This is a genomic window from Massilia timonae CCUG 45783 (assembly GCF_000315425.1).
In the GTDB taxonomy this organism is placed as follows: domain Bacteria; phylum Pseudomonadota; class Gammaproteobacteria; order Burkholderiales; family Burkholderiaceae_D; genus Telluria; species Telluria timonae.
Map to the genome: position 1 here is coordinate 1,035,924 of NZ_JH992922.1, position 18,599 is coordinate 1,054,522.

Below are 18,599 nucleotides of genomic sequence, written 5' to 3' on the forward strand. Positions count from 1 at the left end.
GGCTTACCACTTGCAGCCCGAATCCTTTTTCTCCATCAGTAAATAAATCGGCGCCAGCAGCCCGCCCGGAAGGCCGTCCTTGCAATCGGGCCGCTTGGCTTCGCGGATGCCGCGCGCCAGCTTGGATTCGGTCTGCAGCGCCGGCTCGGGGAATTGCGCGAGCGCCGTGCCTTCCTTCGACGGGTCGCGCAGGTGGGCATTCGCGCGCGCCACCGCGCGCGCCGCGTTCATGTCGAACTTCGGCGCTGGTTCCGCGGTTTCTTCCTGTTGCACGACGAACGGATCGGGCTCGGCGCGTGAACTTTCCGGGACCGCGATCACGGCTTGTGGCGGCGCAGGCCGGGTCGTGCGTGGTGCAGCGGCGGCGCTGGGGGCTGGCGCCGGGGGACGAACGATTTCCGGCGCGGGTGGTGGCGGTGGCGGCGCCGGAGGGGCGATCATGACGGACAGCACAGTCGGCTCGGCCGGCGCGATCTCCATGGTCTTGAACGTCGTATTCCGGTACGCCAGCAGGAATAATGCGTGCACCGCGATCGATACCGCGACGCCGATGACGATGCGCCGGTTGCCTCGTTGCAGGCTGACCGGGTCGCCAAAGTTCAGAGCCATATGCATGACATACATACCTCAACTTAACTTCAGAAAACTACCAGCTCGCTATTTTGCAACGAAAACTTGACCAGGTCACGCGAAACCGATATTATCTCGCTTCTTCGGAGTGTAGCGCAGCCCGGTAGCGCACCTGGTTTGGGACCAGGGGGTCCAAGGTTCGAATCCTTGTACTCCGACCAGCATTAAGAGAAAAGCCGACAACGTGAGTTGTCGGCTTTTTTCGTTGTGGGGTGCCGTCCACCCCGACGATTCATCCGGCGCGCTTGGCCGCGATCGCGTTGCCGGCGCGGCTGATGCTCTTGCGGCCCAGCTGCTGCGAGATGAACAGGCCGGCATCGACCACCTGGTCGAGATCCACGCCGGTCTCGATGCCCAGCCCCTGCATCAGGTACAGCACGTCCTCGGTCGCCACGTTGCCGGTCGCGCCCTTGGCATAGGGGCAGCCGCCCAGGCCGGCCACCGAGGAGTGGAAGATCGCCACGCCCACCTCCATCGCCGCATAGATGTTGGCCAGCGCCTGGCCATAGGTGTCGTGGAAGTGGCCGGCCAGCTGGGCGATCGGGAATTCGCGCGCCGCGCGCAGCATCACGGCCTGGGTCTTGCGCGCGGTCGAGACGCCGATGGTGTCGGCGATGTCGATCTCGTCACAGCCCAGGTCGCGCATGCGCGCCACCACGTCGCCGACGGCGTCAAGCGGCACCTCGCCCTGGTAGGGGCAGCCGAAGGCGGTGCTGATCGAGCCGCGCAGGCGCAGGCCGTGTTCCTTCGCCGCGCGCGCCACCGGCTCGAAGCGGGCGATCGACTCGGCGATCGAGCAGTTGATGTTCTTTTGCGAGAAGGCTTCGGAGGCCGCGCCGAACACGACCACCTCGTCGGCCCCGCCGGCAAGCGCGGCCTCGAAGCCCTGCATATTCGGCACCAGCGCCGAATAGATGGTGCCGGGCTGGCGCGCGATGCGCGCCAGCACCTCGGCGCTGGTCGCCATCTGCGGCACCCATTTCGGCGACACGAAGGCGGCCGCTTCCACGTTGACGAAGCCGGCGCGCGCCAGGCGCTCGACCAGTTCGACTTTCACGTCGGCGCTCAGCGCTTCCTTCTCGTTCTGCAGGCCGTCGCGCGGGCCGACTTCGACGATCTTGACTTTGGTGGGCAATGCAGGCTGGTTCATCTCAGTATCCAAGTTGGCGGTCGACCAGGTCGTCGACCGGTTCGCCGTCTTCCAGGGCGCCGATCTTGGCGGCGATCTGGCGCACGGCGTCGAGGCGCATGGTGAGCGCCGAGATATGCGGGGTGAGGGCGATGCGCGGTTCGTTCCAGAACGGATGCGGGGCCGGCAGCGGCTCGTGGCGGAACACGTCGAGCGTGGCGCCGGCGATGTGCCCCGAGCGGATCAGCGTCATCAGGTCGGGCTCGGCCAGGATCGCGCCGCGCGAGACGTTGATCAGATAGGCGCCGGGCGCCAGCTTGCCCAGCCGGTGGCGGTCGAGCAGGTTGGTCGTGTCCGCGGTGAGCGGCAGCAGGCAGACCAGCACCCGCGTGCCGTGTAAAAAGTCGTCGAGCCCCTCCATGCCGGCATAGGTCGGCACCCCGGGGATGTCCTTCGGGCTGCGGCTCCAGCCGCGCACCGGAAAGCCGAAATGGCGCATCGCCTCGACCACCGGCATGCCGAGCTTGCCCAGTCCCATGACGCCGATCGTGAACGACTCTTTCGGATGCTGGGGCAGCGGATTCCAGGCGCCGTGCCGTGCCTGCTGTTCGTATTCGTCGAAGCGCCTGAAGTAGCGCAGCACGGCGTGCGCCACGTACTCGGCCATCTGCACGCCCATGCCGGCGTCGCCCAGGCGCACCAGCGGCACGCGCGGCAGCGTCTCGCCGAACTTGAGCACGGCGTCGACGCCGGCGCCCATCAGGAAGATCGCCTTGACCTCGTCCAGCTGCGCCAGCAGGCCGGGCGCCGGGTTCCACAATACCGCGTAATCGCAGGGGGGCAGCAACTGGCCCTCCTTCCAGGTGACCGTTTCGACGCCTGGCATCATGGCCGAGAACTCGCGTTCCCACGGCTCGATGACGCCATCGCCCCGGTACAGGACAATGCGCATGTCTCCCCCTCGTTTTTGTCAGGGTGGTTCTGGCACCTCGAAAAACCTGCTGCGCGTTGCATTTTCGGTCTGCGATGCTCGCTGTACTCCAGTACAGCTGCGCTTCTCACCCGAAACTGCTGCCGCTCGCGACGGTTTTTCGAGGTGCCCTTTATGGGTCTTGCTTACGCCGCCTTGAAGGCCAGCAGCGGCGCGCCATCCGCCACCTGGTCGCCGACCTGGTACAGCACTTCTTCCACCAGGCCGTCGCTCGGCGCGGAAATCGTGTGTTCCATCTTCATCGCTTCCATGATCACCAGCGGCTCGCCCTGTTTGACGTCCTTGCCGGACTGGGCCAGTACCGCGACCACCTTGCCCGGCATCGGCGCCGTCAGGCGACCGCCCGCCGATTCAATCTCACCGGCATGTGCCATCGGGTCATTGTACGTCAGGGTGTGATGGCGGCCACCGCTAAACACGTGGAACATGTCGCCATCGCGGCGCACGCAGCCATGCACGGCAGTTTCTCCCAGCCGCAGCGTCAGCTCGGCATCGTTCCGCGAGATTAGTTCGATGCGCTGGCGCTGCTTATCAAGGTCAATTTCCCACGCACTATTGAGATAAGTCAGACCGACACGGTAATCGCCGTGCTCGTCGCTGAAGGACAGGGTGCGGCGGTAGTCGCCATTCATGCGCCAGCCACGGGCCTGGCTCCATGGGTCGGCGTCGTTGGCAGCGCCGTGCGCGGTTTCGCTGTTGACGAGCGCAAGCGCGGCCAGGGCCAGCGCGCCGAGCGGGGCCGGGGCCGGTGGCGGGAAAAGTGAGGAATGATTGCGCTCGATCAAACCCGTATCCAGGTCGGCGCTAGCGAACGCTTCGCCTTCGACCAGGCGTTTCAGGAAGGCGATATTGGTGGCCAGGCCGACGATGCGGAACTCGGCCAGCGCCTGCGACATGCGCGCCAGCGCCTGCGTGCGGTCCGCGCCCCAGACGATCAGCTTGGCGATCATCGGGTCGTAGAACGGCGAGATCGCATCGCCTTCGCGTACGCCGGAGTCGACGCGCACGGCGGCGGGATGCATTGCATCCGCGCCGAGCTCGAACGCCACCGCCTGCGGCACGTCCATGTGGCGCAAGGCGCCGATCGACGGCAGGAAGCCTTTTTCGGGATTCTCGGCATACACGCGCGCCTCGATCGCGTGGCCGTGGATGCCGAGTTCATGCTGTTTCTTCGGCAGCGGCTCGCCAAAGGCGACGCGCAACTGCCATTCGACCAGATCTAGCCCGGTGATCATTTCCGTCACCGGATGCTCGACCTGCAGGCGGGTGTTCATCTCCATGAAGTAGAACGAACCGTCCTGGTTGGCGATGAATTCCACCGTGCCGGCGCCGACGTAGCCGACCGCGCGCGCGGCATTCACCGCCGCTTCGCCCATGGCCGCGCGACGGTCCGCCGGCATGCCCGGGGCCGGCGCTTCTTCCAGCACTTTCTGGTGGCGGCGTTGCACCGAGCAGTCGCGCTCGTGCAGGTAGACGCAACCGCCCAGGCTGTCGGCGAAGACCTGGATCTCGATGTGGCGCGGGCGGATCAGGTACTTCTCGACCAGCACCTTGTCGTCGCCGAAGCTGGAGATCGCCTCGCGCTTGCACGAGGCCAGCGCGGCTTCGAAATCTTCCGAACGCTCGACCACGCGCATGCCCTTGCCGCCGCCGCCGGCGCTGGCCTTGAGCAGCACCGGGTAACCAATGCGGTCGGCCTGCATATGCAGTAAATCCGGACTCTGCTCGTCGCCATGGTAGCCCGGCACCAGCGGCACGTTGGCGCTCTCCATCAGCTGCTTGGCGGCCGACTTCGAGCCCATCGCGCGCATCGAGGAAGCCGGCGGGCCGATGAACACCAGTCCGGCGGCCTGCACCGCCTCCGCGAACTCGGCGTTCTCGGACAGGAAGCCGTAGCCCGGATGGATCGCCTGGGCGCCGGTGGCCCTGGCCACCTCGATGATCTTGCTGCCACGCAGATAGCTGTCCTTGGCGGCCGCGGGGCCGATCAGGACCGCCTCATCGCACACCGCGACGTGCTTGGCGCCGGCGTCGGCCTCGGAATACACGGCGACGGTACGAATACCCATGCGGCGCGCGGTGGCGGCGACACGGCAGGCAATTTCGCCACGGTTGGCGATGAGGATCTTGGTGAACATGCGCTTATCTTTCGCTGATGGTTGTTCGGACGAATTGTGGGCGCGGCCGTGTCTCCCCGGCCGCGCAGGGTGCTGCATCAGCAGCCGCAAGCTTCCTTCTGTACCGAATCGAGCGTGGCGGCGCGCGTCTTGAGGCCCAGCTTCTCGAGCAGCACGCGGTCGTCGTCGGCTTCCGGATTGTCGGTGGTGAGCAGCTTGTCGCCGTAGAAGATCGAGTTGGCGCCGGCCATGAAGCACATCGCCTGCACCGCTTCGCCCAGCTCGCGACGGCCCGCCGACAGGCGCACGCGCGCTTGCGGCATGGTGATGCGCGCGACCGCGATGGTGCGCACGAATTCGATCGGGTCCAGCTTGTCGAGGCCGTGCAGCGGCGTGCCCTCGACCTGCACCAGGTGGTTGACCGGCACCGATTCCGGATACGGGTTCAGGTTGGCCAGCTGGGCGATCAGGCCGGCGCGCTGCTCGCGCGTCTCGCCCATGCCGACGATGCCGCCGCAGCAGACCTTCAGGCCCGCTTCGCGCACGCGGCCCAGCGTGTCCAGGCGGTCCTGGTATTCGCGGGTCGAAATGACGTTGTTGTAAAAGTCAGGCGCGGTGTCGATATTGTGGTTGTAGTAGTCCAGGCCCGCTTTTTTCAGCTGCTCGGCCTGGCCGGCTTCGAGCATGCCCAGCGTGGCGCAGGTCTCCATGCCCAGCGCCTTCACTTCGCGCACCATGGTCTCGACCTTTTCCATGTCGCGCTCCTTCGGGCTGCGCCAGGCGGCGCCCATGCAGAAGCGCGTCGCGCCGCTGGCCTTCGCCGCGCGCGCCGCGTCCAGCACGGTGTCGATGTCGAGGATCTTCTTGGCTTCGACGCCGGTGTCGTAGCGCGCCGCCTGCGGGCAGTAGCCGCAGTCTTCCTCGCAGCCGCCGGTCTTGATCGACAGCAGGGTCGCCAGTTCGACGTCGCCGTCCGGGAAGTATTCGCGGTGCAGGGTCGAGGCGCGGTGCATCAGTTCCGGGAATGGCAGCTCGAACAGCGCGAGCACGTCGGCCAGCGGCCAGGTGGCGTTTTCCGCTGGTTTGATCGGGGCCGCCGGGCGGTGCAGGGCGACGGTGTTCATATTGGACATGGTGGTTCCTTCAGGACTGGCCTCGCGTGGACGGCCATCCCGGCAGTCCAGCGAGATCGATGAATTCGGCCGCCGCGGCGGCCGTCGGTGTTTGCAGGCGCGGCACGCGGCCCAGCAGCGGCGCCGGGATGCGCTGTGCCAGCGCCTCGATGTTCTCTTGCTCGAACCTCATATTCGGGTCGGCCGTGTTGGCGACCCAGCCGGCCAGCACCAACCCGCGCGCCACGATCGCTTCGACCGTGAGCAGGGCGTGGCTGATGCAGCCCAGGCGCATGCCGACCACCAGGATCACCGGCAGGTTCAGTTGCGCGGCCAGGTCGGCGCTGTCGAAGTTGTCGTTGAACGGCACCCGGAAGCCGCCCACGCCCTCGACCACGACCGCGTCGGAGGCGGCCTGGATCTCGGCGAAGGCGGCGATGATCGGCGCCGATTCGATGGTGACGTTTTCCAGCGCGGCGGCGATGTGCGGCGCCGCCGGTTCGCGCAGCATATACGGCGTCGTGATCGACGACGGCAGGTGCACGTTGCCGGCAGCGACCAGCATGTCGGCGTCGTCGTTATGCAGTTCGCCGTCGCGCAGTTCGGCGCCGGCCGCCACCGGCTTCATGCCGCAGGCGCGCACGCCGCTGGCGGCGAGCTTGTGCAGGATGGCGCTCGAGACCAGGGTCTTGCCGATCTCGGTGTCGGTGCCGGTGACGAAGCAGGCGAAGCGCGAAGGCAGGCCGTCGATGGCGCGCGCCTCGAGCTCTGGCTCAAGTTCCGGTCTATGAGCCGGCTCGTGGAGGTCGACCTCTGGCACCGCAGCGGGCGGCGCCGCGATCGGGTCGTCATTGTCGTTCAGGTTGTTCGGGTTGTTCATGGTGCGGCCTTTTCCAGTCTGTTGAGCGCCTGCGCCAGTTGCGCGACGTCGTCGATGCCGTGGGCGGCCGACAAGGTCACGCGCAGGCGCGCCGTGCCCGGCGCCACGGTCGGCGGGCGGATCGCCGGCACCCACAGGCCCTGTTCATGCAGGGCGGCGGAGGCGCGCAGCGCGGCGTCGTTGCTGCCGATGATGACGGGCTGGATCGCGGTGGTCGACGCCGCCAGTTTCCAACGTTGGAAATCCAGCGACTCGCGCAACTGCCTGACCAGCCCCGCCAGGTGGGCGCGTCGTGATTCTCCTTCGGCGCCGCCAATGATATCAAGGCTGGCGAGCAGGGCGTGCGCGAGGGCCGGCGGGCAGGCCGTGGTGTAGATGTAGGGACGGGCGCGCTGCACCAGCAATTCGATGACGCTGGCGTGCGCGGCGACGAAGGCGCCGCCGACGCCGGCCGCCTTGCCGAGCGTGCCCATATACACCAGGTTGGGCGAGCGCAGGCCGAAGTGTTCGAGCGCGCCGCGGCCGTTCGTCCCCAGCACGCCGAAGCCATGGGCGTCGTCGACCACCAGCCAGGCGCCGTGACGCTCGCACACGGCCAGCAGCGCCGGCAGCGGGGCCAGGTTGCCGTCCATGCTGAAGACGCTGTCGGTGACGACGATTTTCGTGGCGGCGGTGCTGGCCTTCAGTTGCGCCTCGAGCGCATCGACGTCGCCATGCGGATAAACGGTGACGCCGGCCTTCGCCAGGCGCGCGCCGTCGATCAGCGAGGCGTGGTTCAGCTCCTCCGAGAAGATCGTCGCATCGGCATCCAGGCCCAGCGCGGTCAGGATCGCGAGGTTGGCCATATAGCCGGTGCACAGCGTGAGCGCGCGCGCCTGTTGCAGGTGCGGCGCCATCCACTCGGCCAGGCGCTCTTCCAGCACGTGGTGGGCGCGGCCGTGGCCCGACACCAGGTGCGAGGCGCCGCTGCCGGCGCCGTACAAAGTGGCGCCCGCGCGCAATGCTTCGATGACCACGGGATGCGACGCCAGGCCGAGGTAGTCGTTGCTGCAGAAGGCCAGCAGCATACGATCGTCAACCCGTTGGCGCGGCGCGCAGGCGCCGTCGGTCACGCGACGCTTGCGCACCAGGCTGTGGGCGGCGAGCGCGTCGAGCTTGCGGTCGATGGCGGCAATCAGGTTCATGGTCACGCAGCAATCACCGATTCGAAGGTCTTGATGGTGCGCGCGGCCAGGCCGGCGACGTCCTCGTCGTCCAGCACATAGGGCGGCATCAGGTAGACGGTGCGGCCGATCGGGCGCAGCAGCAGTTCGTTCTCGACCGCGGTGGAGAAGAAGCGGCGCGAGAAGGTCGAGGCGCGATCCTTGTCCGGCTCGATGGCGTCGAACGCGAAGATCATGCCGCGCTGGCGGAAGTGGCGGGCGCGCTCGTGTTCCGCCAGCGGCGCCAGCGCGATCGTCATTTTGGTGGCCAGTTCGCGATTGCGGTTCAAGACATCGTCTTCCTCGAAGATGTCGAGCGTGGCCAGCGCGGCGCGGCAGGCCAGCGGATTGCCGGTGTACGAGTGCGAGTGCAGGAAGCCGCGCGTGATGTCTTCGCTGTAGAAGGCCTGGTAGATGTCGTCGCGGGTGAGCACCAGCGACAGCGGCAGGTAGCCGCCGCTGATGCCTTTCGACAGGCACATGAAGTCGGGCCAGATCGACGCCTGTTCGCAGGCGAAGAAGGTGCCGGTGCGCCCGCAGCCGACCGCGATCTCGTCGGCGATCAGGTGCACATGGTGCTGGTCGCACAGGTCGCGCAGCAACTTGAGGTAGAGCGGGTCGTACATCGCCATGCCGGTCGCGCACTGCACCAGCGGTTCGACGATGATGGCCGCGATGTTGTCGCCGCGCTGCTCGAACAGTTCCTTCACTTCCAGGATCGCGCGGCGCGCCACGTCCTGGGCGGTTTCGCCTTCGCCCGCGTTGCGCGCGTCGGGCGCGCTCACCACGTGGGAGGCGCGCAGCAGCGGGCCATAGGCATCCTTGAACAGCGGGACGTCGGTGACCGACAGCGCGCCGATGGTCTCGCCGTGGTAGCTGCCTTGCAGGCAGACGAATTCCTGTTTGGCCGGCTTGCCGGCATTGCGCCAGGCGTGGAAGCTCATCTTCATCGCGATCTCGACCGCGGAAGCGCCATCCGAGGCGAAAGTGGCGTGGCCCAGCGCGTGGCCGGTCAGCTTCGACAGGCGTTCGGCCAGCTCGACCACCGGCGCATGCGTGAAGCCGGCCAGCATCGCGTGTTCGAGCTTGTCCAGCTGGTCTTTCAGCGCGGCGTTGATGCGCGGGTTCGCATGGCCGAACAGATTGACCCACCACGAGCTGATGCCGTCCAGGTAGCGCTTGCCGTCATAGTCATAGAGCCACGGGCCCTTGCCATGGCTGACCGCGATCAGCGGCACCTCCTCGTGATGCTGCATTTGCGTGCAGGGATGCCATACGCTGCGCAGGCTGCGCGCGATCCACTCGGAGGAGGTCGATTGAGTCACTTCTGTATTCCAATATCTATGATTGCAGCCATGTGGGCTTGCGTTTTTCAAGGAAGGAAGCCACGCCTTCCCGCCCTTCCAGTGAGGCGCGGATGGCGGCGATGCGGCCGGCGGTATCGAGCAGCAGCGCATCGTCGACTGGTTTGCCGACGATGTCGCGCACCAGCGTCTTGGCTTCCTTCAGGGCGTTCGGGCTGTTGTTGACCAGGGCGCGGGCAATGCCGGCGACCGTCGCGTCGAGCGCGTCGGCGGCCACCACTTCATGCGCGAAGCCGATGCGGCGCGCCTCAAGCGCATCGAAACGTTCGGCCGTCAAGAAGTAGCGGCGCGCGGCCTGCTCGCCCATGGCCTTGATCACGTAAGGCGAGATGGTAGCCGGAATCAGGCCGAGCTTCACTTCGGACAGGCAAAAACCGGCGGTGTCGATGGCGACGACGATGTCGCAGGCGGCCACCAGCCCCATGCCGCCGGCGTAGCAGTCGCCCTGCACCTTGGCCACGGTGGGCTTCGGGCACAGGTAGATCGTGCGCAGCATGTCGGCCAGGCGCAGCGCATCTTCCTGGTTTTCTTCATGCGAGTAGCCGGCCATCTTCTTCATCCAGTTCAGGTCGGCGCCGGCGCAGAAGGCCGGACCGTTCGCGGCCAGGACGATGGCGCGCACCGTGTCGCTCCGGCCCAGTTCATCGAAGGCCAGCGCCAGTTCGGCGATCGCGTGCTCGTTGAAGGCGTTGCGCAGCTCGGGGCGGTTCAGGGTGACGGTGGCGACCTTGTCGGCGATCGCGATGGTGAGGGTCTGATAGTCCATATTCATCTCTCCCTTACATGCGGAACACGCCGAACTTCGTGTCCTCGATCGGCTTGTTCATGGCGCTTGATAAGCCCAGGCCCAGCACCATGCGCGTATCAACCGGATCGATCACGCCATCGTCCCACAGGCGCGCGCTGGCATAGTAGGGGTGGCCCTGGTGTTCGTACTGGTCCTTGATCGGCTGCTTGAACGCGGCTTCTTCTTCGGGCGACCACTGGCCGCCTTTCGCTTCCAGCCCATCGCGCTTGACGGTGGCCAGCACCGACGCCGCCTGATCTCCGCCCATCACCGAGATGCGCGCGTTCGGCCACATCCACAGGAAGCGCGGCGAGAACGCGCGGCCGCACATGCCGTAGTTGCCTGCGCCGAAGGAGCCGCCGATGATGATGGTGAACTTCGGCACCGAGGCGGTGGCGACGGCGGTGACCATCTTGGCGCCGTTGCGGGCGATGCCTTCGTTTTCGTACTTGCGGCCGACCATGAAGCCGGTGATGTTCTGCAAAAAGACGAGCGGGATCTTGCGCTGGCAGCACAGTTCGATGAAGTGGGCGCCTTTCAAGGCGGACTCGGAGAACAGGATGCCGTTGTTGGCGATGATGCCGACCTTCATGCCGTAGATGTGGGCGAAGCCGCACACCAGCGTGGTGCCATATCTCGCCTTGAATTCGTCGAATTCGCTACCGTCCACCACGCGCGCGATCACTTCGCGCACGTCGAAGGGCTTGCGGGTATCGACCGGAATGACGCCATACAGTTCTTCAGGGGCGTACTTCGGCTCCACGCTCTCGCGCAGCGCGCCCTGCACCGGCTTGACCCGGTTCAGGTTCGAGACGATGGTGCGCGCCAGCGCCAGCGCATGCGGATCGTTCTGGGCCAGGTGGTCGGCCACGCCCGACAGGCGGGTGTGGACGTCGCCGCCGCCCAGGTCTTCGGCGCTGACCACTTCGCCGGTCGCGGCCTTCACCAGCGGCGGGCCGCCGAGGAAGATCGTGCCCTGTTCCTTGACGATGATCGACTCGTCGCTCATCGCCGGCACGTAGGCGCCGCCGGCGGTGCACGAACCCATCACCACGGCGATCTGCGGGATGCCCTTGGCCGACAGGTTCGCCTGGTTGTAGAAGATGCGGCCGAAGTGGTCGCGGTCGGGGAAGACGTCGTCCTGGTTCGGCAGGTTGGCGCCGCCCGAGTCGACCAGGTAGATGCAGGGCAGGTTGTTCTGCTCGGCGATCTCCTGCGCGCGCAGGTGTTTTTTCACCGTCATCGGGTAATAGGTGCCGCCCTTGACGGTGGCATCGTTACAGACGATCACGCATTCCTGGCCCGATACGCGGCCGATGCCGGTGATGATGCCGGCGCTGGGGGCGGCGCCGTCATACATCTCATAGGCGGCCAGCTGCGAGAATTCGAGGAAGGGCGTACCCGGATCGAGCAGGTGTTCGACGCGCTCGCGCGGCAGCAGCTTGCCGCGCGCAACGTGCTTGGCGCAGGCCGCTTCGCCACCGCCCTGGGACATCTGGGCAACGCGCGCGCGCAAGTCGTCCACCACCGCCTGCATTGCCGCGGCATTGGTCTTGAAGTCCTCGCCGCGCGGGTTCAGTTTGCTCTCGATCTGGGGCATGTGCCGTCCTCTGCTTTCGTCTCTTTTTTGTCCGCCTCTCGCGGCGCTACTTCTTGTCAGGGAAACTGCCGTCCAGGTAGAACCAGCGAAGCGCGCCATCCGGGCCGGGTTCGCGCACGAAGCGGCTGACTTCGTGCAGGCGGTGCGCACGGCCGCCAACCTTGAAGCGGGCGACGAATTCGACGCTATCCTCGTTGATACGGTTCGGGTCTTGCTCTGGATCGTCCGGCAATTCTGCTTTACGTTGACGTAAACGTAAAGCAGTTTTTATCTCGAGTCCGAGCCAGCGCATGGGCTCGGACTCGTCGATGATCGCTTCCTGCGGGCGGGTACTTGGATGCCAGGTGGCAACCAGATAGGACTCGTCCTTGAGCGTGAATGCGGTATACCGCGAGCGCATCAGGGTTTCGGCGGTCGGCGGCAGGGCCGCGCCGGCCAGGTAGGGTCCGCAGCATTGCGCGAACGCGGGGCCGCCGCAGGGGCAGGGAGAGGTGGGACGGGTGGACATGGCGGCAATTATCCGCGATTTCGCGACTGTGGGTCATGCGGGCTGCATGACTCCGGCGCCAAGGATAATTGCTGGAACGTATAGACAGGCGAAGTGTCTATTTCATCGTAAAAGTGGACCGCAGCTAAAAAATTCAGCAGTTGGGTATGGACTTGTACTGGAGCTTATATGTTTGCCAATCGAATGCGGCCAGTTCATCCTGGAGAGGTTCTGCGTGAAGAATATTTGGTGCCACTGAAAATGTCAGGTGATGCATTAGCCGTCGCGTTGCTCGTCAGTCCCGCACAAGTGAATAGAATCAGGCGCGAAAAGTCTGGTATCAGTCCAATCATGGCGTTGCGCCTTTCACGTTACTTCGGAACGACTCCAGAGTTCTGGTTGAACTTGCAGATGATGTACGAGCTTCAAACAGCCAAGTCCCTGTCTGGAGAATCGATCACCAAGATGATCCAGCCACGTTGTAGCCGTTGACGCATGAACGGAATTTATTAACGCAGCGTCAACCCATCCAACCCAAACGGCGGCGCCTTCCCCTGCACCAGGTCGGCCAGCACCGCCGCCGTCCCGCAGGCAAACGTAAACCCCAACGGCCCGTGCCCGACGTTCAGCCACAGATTGTCATACCGGGTGGCCCCGATGATCGGCGCGCTGCTCGGCGTGGCCGGCCGCAAGCCCGCCCACACCGAGACCTGCGAATAATCCGCCGCGCGCGGCATGGTGTCGCGCACCTGGCGCGTCAGGCCCTCGACCCGCTTCGGATCGTGGCGCAGGTCCTCGCCCACCATGTCGACCATCGCCGCCACCCGCAGCCGGTCGCCGATGCGCGCATACAGCACCTTGCGTTCGAAGTCGGTGACGCTGATCTCGGGCGCCACGTCGTCCTGGCGGATCGGGGCGGACAGGCTGTAGCCCTTGAGCGGATACAGCGGCAGGTCGATGCCGATCGATCCGGCCAGGTCGCGGCTCTGGATCCCGGCCGCCAGCACGTAGGCGTCCGCCGTGAGCAGGCCGCCGGCCGTCTCGACGCCGCGGATGCGTCCGCGCTCGGCGTACAGCCCGCGCGCCTCGCCATGGACGAAGCCGCGAAAGCGCGGGTGTTCTCGCAGGCGCCCGGCCAGGGCCAGGCAGAAGGCGTGGCAGTCGGCCACCGCCTCGCCGGCGTTGTAGATGCCGCCGGCCAGCAGGTGCTGGCTTGCCGCCAGCGCCGGTTCGCGCGCGCCGCACTCTTCGGGCGACCAGACCTGGCCGGCGCCGGGTTTCGACGCCGCTGCCTCGAACACCTCGCGCGAGCGGTAGACCACCAGCTTGCCGGCGTCGCGCCAGTGGAAGGATTCGGGCGGCACCACCAGATCGAGCTGCCCCATCGCGCGGCGCGAGCATTCTCCCAGCTCGAGCAGCTTGGCCGTGGTGCGGCGGTTGACGTCGGCGCGGCAGTGGGCCAGGAAGCTGGCCAGCCAGCGGTACTGGCGCAGGTCGGCCTCCGGCTTGAAGCGCAGCGGGCCGTCGGCCTGGAACAGCCATTTGACGGCCTTGAGCGGAATGCCTGCGTCGGCCAGCGGCGAGACGTAGCGGTAGCTGAGCTGGCCGCCGTTGCCGTAGCTGGCGCCGCTGCCGACTTCCGGCGCGCGCTCGAGCAGGGTGACGCCGTAGCCGGCTTCCACCAGCCACCAGGCCGATGCCAGGCCGACGACGCCGCCGCCGATCACGATGATGTGCTGCATGCCAGACTCGTTTGTTCAGATTGGGGGAGAGAGCTTAGAGGCTGGTTGGACGGCCCGCCAATGAATGGTGGGCGAACAGTCATAACCGGCATATATGTACGCATTTGCGCGAGCGTTCACGAAGATTGGCCGAGGATGGCGCGCCGGTAAACACTTGCCAGCACGCGTTCCTCGTAGCGCGCCAGCGAGGAATCGCGGCCCGGATCGGTCGACGGGTCACGCGCGCTGCCGCCGGCCAGCACCACGATGCCGTTGCCACTGGCGCGGTCCATGGCGAAGACCGAGCGCAGGCCGTAGGCGTCGCCCAGGTGGCCCACCGCGTCGAAGCCGGGCGTCAGCCACATCCCGGGACGGTCGGGATAGTGGGCGTTGCCCAGGCCGCGCGGGCTGAGGATGCTGCCCAGCGGGTTGCCGTTGCCGCCGACGCCGTCGTAACGCCAGTGGCGGGCGAACATCCGGTCGAGCGTCGCTTGTTGCAGCAGGCGCTTGCCGTCATGCACGCCGCCCGCCATCAGCATGCGCATGACGACGCCAAGGTCGCGCGCCGAGATGCGCAGGCCGCCGGTCGGGCTGAACGGCGTGGCGTTCGTGCCCGGCACGTAGCCGGCCAGGCCGGGCGGCGGCTGGATGCCGGGGGCGTCGACCTGCGCGACCCAGGGGCCGTCGGATTGCCAGGTGTCGCTGTCCACCGCGCGCTTGCGGTAGATGGTCGCCAGCCGGTCCTGCGCCGCCTTCGGCAGTTCGGACGGATTGTAGCCGGCCTGCAGGCCGAGCGGCTGCAACAGCAGGCGCGCCATCAGGCGGTCGAAGCGTTCGCCGGTCACGCGCTCCATGATCGTGCCGATCAGGCCGAAGCCCAGGTTGCAGTAGCTGTAATAGGCGCCGTCAGGGCCGGCGAGGCTCGACCAGGCGGGCCGCACGTCCTTCAGCGCGGTCGTGGCCGGCCAGAAGTAGCCGGCGTCGTCGCGCAGCGAGGAGGTATGCAGCAACAGGTGGCGCAGGGTGATCGCCTGGTTGGCGAAATGCGGATTGCGCAAGTCGAAACCGAGGTAGTCCGAGACGTCGGCATCGAGATCGACCTTGCCGTCTTCCAGCAGGCGCATCAGGCCGAGCGTGGTGACCAGCTTCGAGATCGAGGCGATGCGGAACAAAGTATCCGGTGTGGCGGGACGGTCGGGCATGGCGCCGTTGCCGATGGTGCGGCGCCCGAACGCGCCTTCGTACACCGGCCGACCGGCGCGCAGGGCCACCACCGACAGGCTGGCCAGCGGGAAGGCGGGATCATCGGCGATGGCAGCCAGCTCGGCGTCGAGCGAGGCCACACCGCCGGACGCCGGCGGCATCGCCGCGAACAGCGGTTCCATCGCGCCCAGCATGACCATGCCGAGCAGGGATCGCCTGCCGTGATTCATGTCATTCCTTTTTTATTGAGTTTGCGGGATCAGGATACGGACAGCCCGAAACCCTTGCCTAATGAATAGCCGTGGGGACGCCATAACTCTTTTGTATTGGTCTCAAGTGGTATGCTTCCACGGTATGAACACCCCCGGTCCCGGATTCCAGGTCAACCTGGACGACAATTCTCCCCTCTACATGCAGCTGGCGCGCAAGCTGGCGCAGGACGTGCGCGACGGCCGCTACCAGGCCGACCAGGCGCTGCCCTCCGAACGCATGCTGTCCGAACAGCTCGACGTCTCGCGCGTCACCGCGCGCAAGGCGATCGACCAGCTGGTCGAGCAGGGCCTCGTGGTGCGCCGTCGCGGCTCGGGCAACTATATCGCGCCGCGCATCGAGCAGCCGCTGTCGAACCTGTCGAGTTTTTCGGAACAACTGCAGCAGCGCGGCTACACCCCGCGCTCCGAGTGGCTGCGCCGCGAAGTGGTCTTGGCCGACGCCGACGAGCAGCTCTCGCTGGGCCTCTCGCCCGGCGCGCGGGTGGCGCGCCTGGAACGCCTGCGCCTGGCCGACGACGTCGTGATGGCCTACGAGGTCAGCGTGATCCCGGCCACGGTGCTGCCGCGTCCCGATGGCGTGGCCGCCTCGCTGTACGCCCACCTCGGCAAGACCGGCCACATGCCGGTGCGCGCGCTGCAGCATATCCGCGCCATGAACGCCGACGCCGAGCTGGCGGCGCGCCTGGACGTGCCGGAAGGCCGCGCGGTGCTGTTCATCACCCGCGTCGGCTACCTGGAATCGGGCGAGCCGGTCGAGCTGACCCATTCCTACTGCCGCAGCGATCACTACGACTTCGTGGCTGAGCTGCGCCGACCCGCATAACCTCGCGGCATGGCGGCGGCCGATCCTTTCATGGGATGGCTTGCCGAATTGGTATTACACTGGTTTCATCACAATTCCATCCTCGAGACACGGCGATGCTCAATACCGAAACCCCTTCCCAGGCGCACGCCGCCCTCGACCAGTATCCGACCACCGAACTGGTGAACGTCTTCGTCGACGACCAGTTCCAGGCCGTCGAGGCGGTGCGCAAGGCCGCGCCGCGCATCGCCGCCGCCGTCACCGCCGCGCTGCCGCGCATGGAGGCGGGCGGACGCCTGATCTATGTCGGCGCCGGCACCTCGGGCCGCCTCGGCGTGCTCGACAGCGTCGAGCTGTACCCGACCTTCTCCTGGCCGCATGGACGCGCGGTGGCGCTGCTGGCCGGCGGGAGCGACGCGATGTTCGTCGCGGTCGAAGGGGCCGAAGACGACGTGGAGCAGGGCGGCGCGGACCTGGAGGGCGTGAACGTGGGGCCGGACGACGTGGTGCTGGCGATCGCCGCATCGGGCGGCACGCCGTATGTGCTGGGCGCGATCCGGGCCGCGCGCGCGGTCGGCGCGCTGACGATCGGCTTCGCCAACAACCCGGACGCGCCGGTCACGCGGGAAGCCGAAATCGGCATCACCCTGGACACCGGGCCGGAAGTGGTCTCGGGCAGCACGCGCCTGAAGGCCGGCACCTCGCAAAAGATCGCGCTGAACACCTTTTCCAGCGCGCTGATGGTGCGTTTGAACAAGGTCTACGGCAACCTGATGGTAGACTTGAAGGCTACCAATGCCAAACTGGTACGGCGCGCGATCCGCCTCACCAGCTTCGCCACCGGCGCCGACGAGGAGGCCGCGCGGGCGGTGCTGGAGCAATGCGGATTCCACGTCAAGACCGCCATCGTGGCCTTGTCCAAACAAACCAGTGTCGAGCAGGCGCAAGCGCTGCTGGAAGCGGCGCGCGGCAGCGTGCGCCAGGCGCTCGCGTAAGCGCGTTTCCGCAGCCTTGCCTAAGGGCACAAGAAAGAGACATGCAGAAACCGCAAGCGAACCGCCCATGGCTGTGGGTGCCGTCCCTGTACTTCGCCCAGGCCATCCCCTATGTCGTGGTGATGAACCTGACCGTCATCATGTACAAGGACATGGGGATCTCGAATTCCGACATCGCCTTCTACACCAGCCTGCTGTACCTGCCGTGGGTCGTCAAGCCGCTGTGGTCGCCCATCGTCGACATGTTCGGCACCAAGCGCCGCTGGACCGTGCTGTTGCAGATCGTGGTCGGCGCTTCGCTGATCGCGGTCGGCACCGTATTGCACACACCGGCCTTTTTCGCCGTCAGCCTGGCCGTCATGTGGATCATGGCGTTCAGCTCGGCCACCCATGACATCTCGGCCGACGGCTTCTACATGCTGGGCCTGCGCCAGCAGCAGCAGGCCGCCTTCGTCGGCGTGCGCAGCACCTTCTATCGCCTGGCGACCCTGGTCGGGCAAGGCCCGCTGGTGGTGCTGGCCGGCTACCTGGCCGTGAGCCTGGGCGACGTCAGGCAAGCCTGGGCGATCGTGTTCTACGTACTGGCCGGGATCTTCTTCGCCGCATTCGCCTGGCACCAGTTCGTGCTGCCGGTGCCCGAGGACGACCGTCCCGCCCCGACCACCAATAATCCGCTGCGCGACTTCTTCGGCACCTTCGCCGCCTTCTTCAGGAAGCGCGACATCTGGATGATCGTCGCCTTCATCCTCACCTTCCGCCTGGGCGAGGCCCAGCTGCTCAAGCTCGTGGCGCCGTTCCTGAAGGACCCGGTCAGCGAAGGCGGCCTGGGGCTCACCACCGCCGAATACGGCATCGCCTACGGCACGGTCGGCATCATCGCGCTGACGCTGGGCGGCCTGGCCGGCGGCTGGCTGATCTCGCGCCTGGGGCTCAAGCGCTGCCTGTGGCTGATGGTGTTCGCGATCCACCTGCCGGACCTGGTGTTCGTCTATCTGTCGCAGACGCAGCCCACCGACCTGGTGACGGTGTCCGCCTTCCTCGCGCTCGAGCAGTTCGGCTACGGCTTCGGCTTCACGGCCATGATGATGTACATGATCATGGTGGCCGATGGTCCCAATAAAACCGCGCACTATGCAATCTGCACCGGCCTGATGGCGCTGGGCATGATGGTGCCGGGCATGTGGAGCGGCGACCTGCAGGAATACCTGGGCTACAAGCACTTCTTCATCTGGACCTGCCTGGCGACGATCCCCGCATTCATCGTGGCGGCGCTGGTGAAGATCGATCCCGAATTCGGGAAAAAATAA

The 18,599-nt window shown here is 66.5% G+C and carries 17 protein-coding genes and 1 tRNA gene; 5 read left to right on the plus strand and 13 right to left on the minus strand.

All coding sequences use genetic code 11. The annotated features are described in order from the left end of the window. Positions 1 to 3: 3 nt before the first annotated feature. Positions 4 to 615, minus strand: a complete 612-nt coding sequence (locus HMPREF9710_RS04430) for a hypothetical protein (RefSeq protein ID WP_005664276.1) — start codon at positions 613 to 615, stop codon at positions 4 to 6. Positions 616 to 714: 99 nt separating this feature from the next. On the opposite strand from HMPREF9710_RS04430, the gene HMPREF9710_RS04435 reads away from it, so the two are divergent. Continuing rightward, positions 715 to 791, plus strand: a tRNA-Pro gene (locus HMPREF9710_RS04435). Between the two features lie 71 nt (positions 792 to 862). Here the strand turns inward: HMPREF9710_RS04435 and HMPREF9710_RS04440 are convergent. From HMPREF9710_RS04440 to HMPREF9710_RS04485, 10 genes are all read right to left on the minus strand, one after another. Next, positions 863 to 1,780, minus strand: a complete 918-nt coding sequence (locus HMPREF9710_RS04440; protein ID WP_005664277.1) for a hydroxymethylglutaryl-CoA lyase — start codon at positions 1,778 to 1,780, stop codon at positions 863 to 865. A 1-nt stretch (position 1,781) separates the two neighbouring features. Then, on the minus strand, positions 1,782 to 2,711 hold the full coding sequence (locus HMPREF9710_RS04445; RefSeq protein ID WP_005664278.1) for a 2-hydroxyacid dehydrogenase: 930 nt from the start codon (positions 2,709 to 2,711) through the stop codon (positions 1,782 to 1,784). 164 nt (positions 2,712 to 2,875) lie between these two features. Beyond that, positions 2,876 to 4,888, minus strand: coding sequence for an acetyl/propionyl/methylcrotonyl-CoA carboxylase subunit alpha (locus tag HMPREF9710_RS04450; RefSeq protein ID WP_005664279.1), 2,013 nt, complete (start codon positions 4,886 to 4,888; stop codon positions 2,876 to 2,878). A gap of 77 nt (positions 4,889 to 4,965) precedes the next feature. Beyond that, entirely contained in the window at positions 4,966 to 5,991 is a 1,026-nt protein-coding gene (gene bioB / locus HMPREF9710_RS04455; protein ID WP_081589885.1) for a biotin synthase BioB, read from the minus strand. Between the two features lie 19 nt (positions 5,992 to 6,010). Further along, positions 6,011 to 6,859 carry a dethiobiotin synthase gene (bioD, locus tag HMPREF9710_RS04460; protein ID WP_005664281.1) on the minus strand — a complete coding sequence of 283 codons (849 nt, stop codon included), beginning with the start codon at positions 6,857 to 6,859 and terminating at the stop codon, positions 6,011 to 6,013. Next, positions 6,856 to 8,043 carry an 8-amino-7-oxononanoate synthase gene (bioF, locus tag HMPREF9710_RS04465; RefSeq protein WP_005664282.1) on the minus strand — a complete coding sequence of 396 codons (1,188 nt, stop codon included), beginning with the start codon at positions 8,041 to 8,043 and terminating at the stop codon, positions 6,856 to 6,858. Before bioF ends, bioD begins: the two co-directional genes overlap by 4 nt. A 2-nt stretch (positions 8,044 to 8,045) precedes the next feature. Continuing rightward, entirely contained in the window at positions 8,046 to 9,386 is a 1,341-nt protein-coding gene (bioA, locus tag HMPREF9710_RS04470) for an adenosylmethionine--8-amino-7-oxononanoate transaminase (RefSeq protein WP_005664284.1), read from the minus strand. 16 nt (positions 9,387 to 9,402) lie between these two features. Beyond that, positions 9,403 to 10,191: an enoyl-CoA hydratase/isomerase family protein gene (locus HMPREF9710_RS04475; protein WP_005664286.1), complete on the minus strand. Its 789-nt coding sequence runs from the start codon at positions 10,189 to 10,191 to the stop codon at positions 9,403 to 9,405. 13 nt (positions 10,192 to 10,204) lie between these two features. Continuing rightward, positions 10,205 to 11,812, minus strand: coding sequence for a carboxyl transferase domain-containing protein (locus tag HMPREF9710_RS04480; protein WP_005664288.1), 1,608 nt, complete (start codon positions 11,810 to 11,812; stop codon positions 10,205 to 10,207). A 46-nt stretch (positions 11,813 to 11,858) separates the two neighbouring features. Continuing rightward, positions 11,859 to 12,320 (minus strand): YchJ family protein, encoded by a 462-nt coding sequence (locus HMPREF9710_RS04485; protein WP_005664290.1) that lies wholly within the window; start codon positions 12,318 to 12,320, stop codon positions 11,859 to 11,861. A 168-nt stretch (positions 12,321 to 12,488) separates the two neighbouring features. On the opposite strand from HMPREF9710_RS04485, the gene HMPREF9710_RS26945 reads away from it, so the two are divergent. Then, entirely contained in the window at positions 12,489 to 12,791 is a 303-nt protein-coding gene (locus HMPREF9710_RS26945) for a HigA family addiction module antitoxin (protein ID WP_081589847.1), read from the plus strand. Between the two features lie 17 nt (positions 12,792 to 12,808). On the opposite strand, the gene HMPREF9710_RS04490 is transcribed toward HMPREF9710_RS26945, so the two are convergent. Continuing rightward, on the minus strand, positions 12,809 to 14,041 hold the full coding sequence (locus HMPREF9710_RS04490) for a D-amino acid dehydrogenase (protein WP_005664292.1): 1,233 nt from the start codon (positions 14,039 to 14,041) through the stop codon (positions 12,809 to 12,811). A 116-nt stretch (positions 14,042 to 14,157) separates the two neighbouring features. Continuing rightward, a complete protein-coding gene (locus HMPREF9710_RS04495) occupies positions 14,158 to 15,453 on the minus strand; it encodes a serine hydrolase domain-containing protein (RefSeq protein ID WP_005664294.1) in 1,296 nt (431 codons plus the stop codon). Between the two features lie 124 nt (positions 15,454 to 15,577). Between HMPREF9710_RS04495 and HMPREF9710_RS04500 the strand changes: the two genes are divergently transcribed. The 3 genes from HMPREF9710_RS04500 (at position 15,578) to HMPREF9710_RS04510 (ending at position 18,599) form a co-directional block, all read left to right on the plus strand. Beyond that, entirely contained in the window at positions 15,578 to 16,318 is a 741-nt protein-coding gene (locus HMPREF9710_RS04500; RefSeq protein ID WP_005664296.1) for a GntR family transcriptional regulator, read from the plus strand. 95 nt (positions 16,319 to 16,413) lie between these two features. Then, entirely contained in the window at positions 16,414 to 17,292 is an 879-nt protein-coding gene (murQ, locus tag HMPREF9710_RS04505) for an N-acetylmuramic acid 6-phosphate etherase (RefSeq protein ID WP_005664298.1), read from the plus strand. A 41-nt stretch (positions 17,293 to 17,333) separates the two neighbouring features. After that, on the plus strand, positions 17,334 to 18,599 hold the full coding sequence (locus tag HMPREF9710_RS04510; protein ID WP_005664299.1) for an MFS transporter: 1,266 nt from the start codon (positions 17,334 to 17,336) through the stop codon (positions 18,597 to 18,599).

What these genes read in the sequence shown, in the direction of transcription:
- HMPREF9710_RS04485 (WP_005664290.1), bottom strand. Translation starts at nt 12,320, where the DNA reads ATGTCCACCCGTCCCACCTCTCCCTGCCCCTGCGGCGGCCCCGCGTTC.
- bioD (WP_005664281.1), bottom strand. Translation starts at nt 6,859, where the DNA reads ATGAACAACCCGAACAACCTGAACGACAATGACGACCCGATCGCGGCG.
- HMPREF9710_RS04510 (WP_005664299.1), top strand. Translation starts at nt 17,334, where the DNA reads ATGCAGAAACCGCAAGCGAACCGCCCATGGCTGTGGGTGCCGTCCCTG.
- bioB (WP_081589885.1), bottom strand. Translation starts at nt 5,991, where the DNA reads ATGAACACCGTCGCCCTGCACCGCCCGGCGGCCCCGATCAAACCAGCG.
- HMPREF9710_RS04440 (WP_005664277.1), bottom strand. Translation starts at nt 1,780, where the DNA reads ATGAACCAGCCTGCATTGCCCACCAAAGTCAAGATCGTCGAAGTCGGC.
- murQ (WP_005664298.1), top strand. Translation starts at nt 16,414, where the DNA reads ATGCTCAATACCGAAACCCCTTCCCAGGCGCACGCCGCCCTCGACCAG.
- HMPREF9710_RS04430 (WP_005664276.1), bottom strand. Translation starts at nt 615, where the DNA reads ATGCATATGGCTCTGAACTTTGGCGACCCGGTCAGCCTGCAACGAGGC.
- HMPREF9710_RS04490 (WP_005664292.1), bottom strand. Translation starts at nt 14,041, where the DNA reads ATGCAGCACATCATCGTGATCGGCGGCGGCGTCGTCGGCCTGGCATCG.
- HMPREF9710_RS04475 (WP_005664286.1), bottom strand. Translation starts at nt 10,191, where the DNA reads ATGGACTATCAGACCCTCACCATCGCGATCGCCGACAAGGTCGCCACC.
- HMPREF9710_RS04495 (WP_005664294.1), bottom strand. Translation starts at nt 15,453, where the DNA reads ATGAATCACGGCAGGCGATCCCTGCTCGGCATGGTCATGCTGGGCGCG.
- bioF (WP_005664282.1), bottom strand. Translation starts at nt 8,043, where the DNA reads ATGAACCTGATTGCCGCCATCGACCGCAAGCTCGACGCGCTCGCCGCC.
- HMPREF9710_RS04450 (WP_005664279.1), bottom strand. Translation starts at nt 4,888, where the DNA reads ATGTTCACCAAGATCCTCATCGCCAACCGTGGCGAAATTGCCTGCCGT.
- HMPREF9710_RS04445 (WP_005664278.1), bottom strand. Translation starts at nt 2,711, where the DNA reads ATGCGCATTGTCCTGTACCGGGGCGATGGCGTCATCGAGCCGTGGGAA.
- HMPREF9710_RS26945 (WP_081589847.1), top strand. Translation starts at nt 12,489, where the DNA reads ATGTTTGCCAATCGAATGCGGCCAGTTCATCCTGGAGAGGTTCTGCGT.
- HMPREF9710_RS04500 (WP_005664296.1), top strand. Translation starts at nt 15,578, where the DNA reads ATGAACACCCCCGGTCCCGGATTCCAGGTCAACCTGGACGACAATTCT.
- HMPREF9710_RS04480 (WP_005664288.1), bottom strand. Translation starts at nt 11,812, where the DNA reads ATGCCCCAGATCGAGAGCAAACTGAACCCGCGCGGCGAGGACTTCAAG.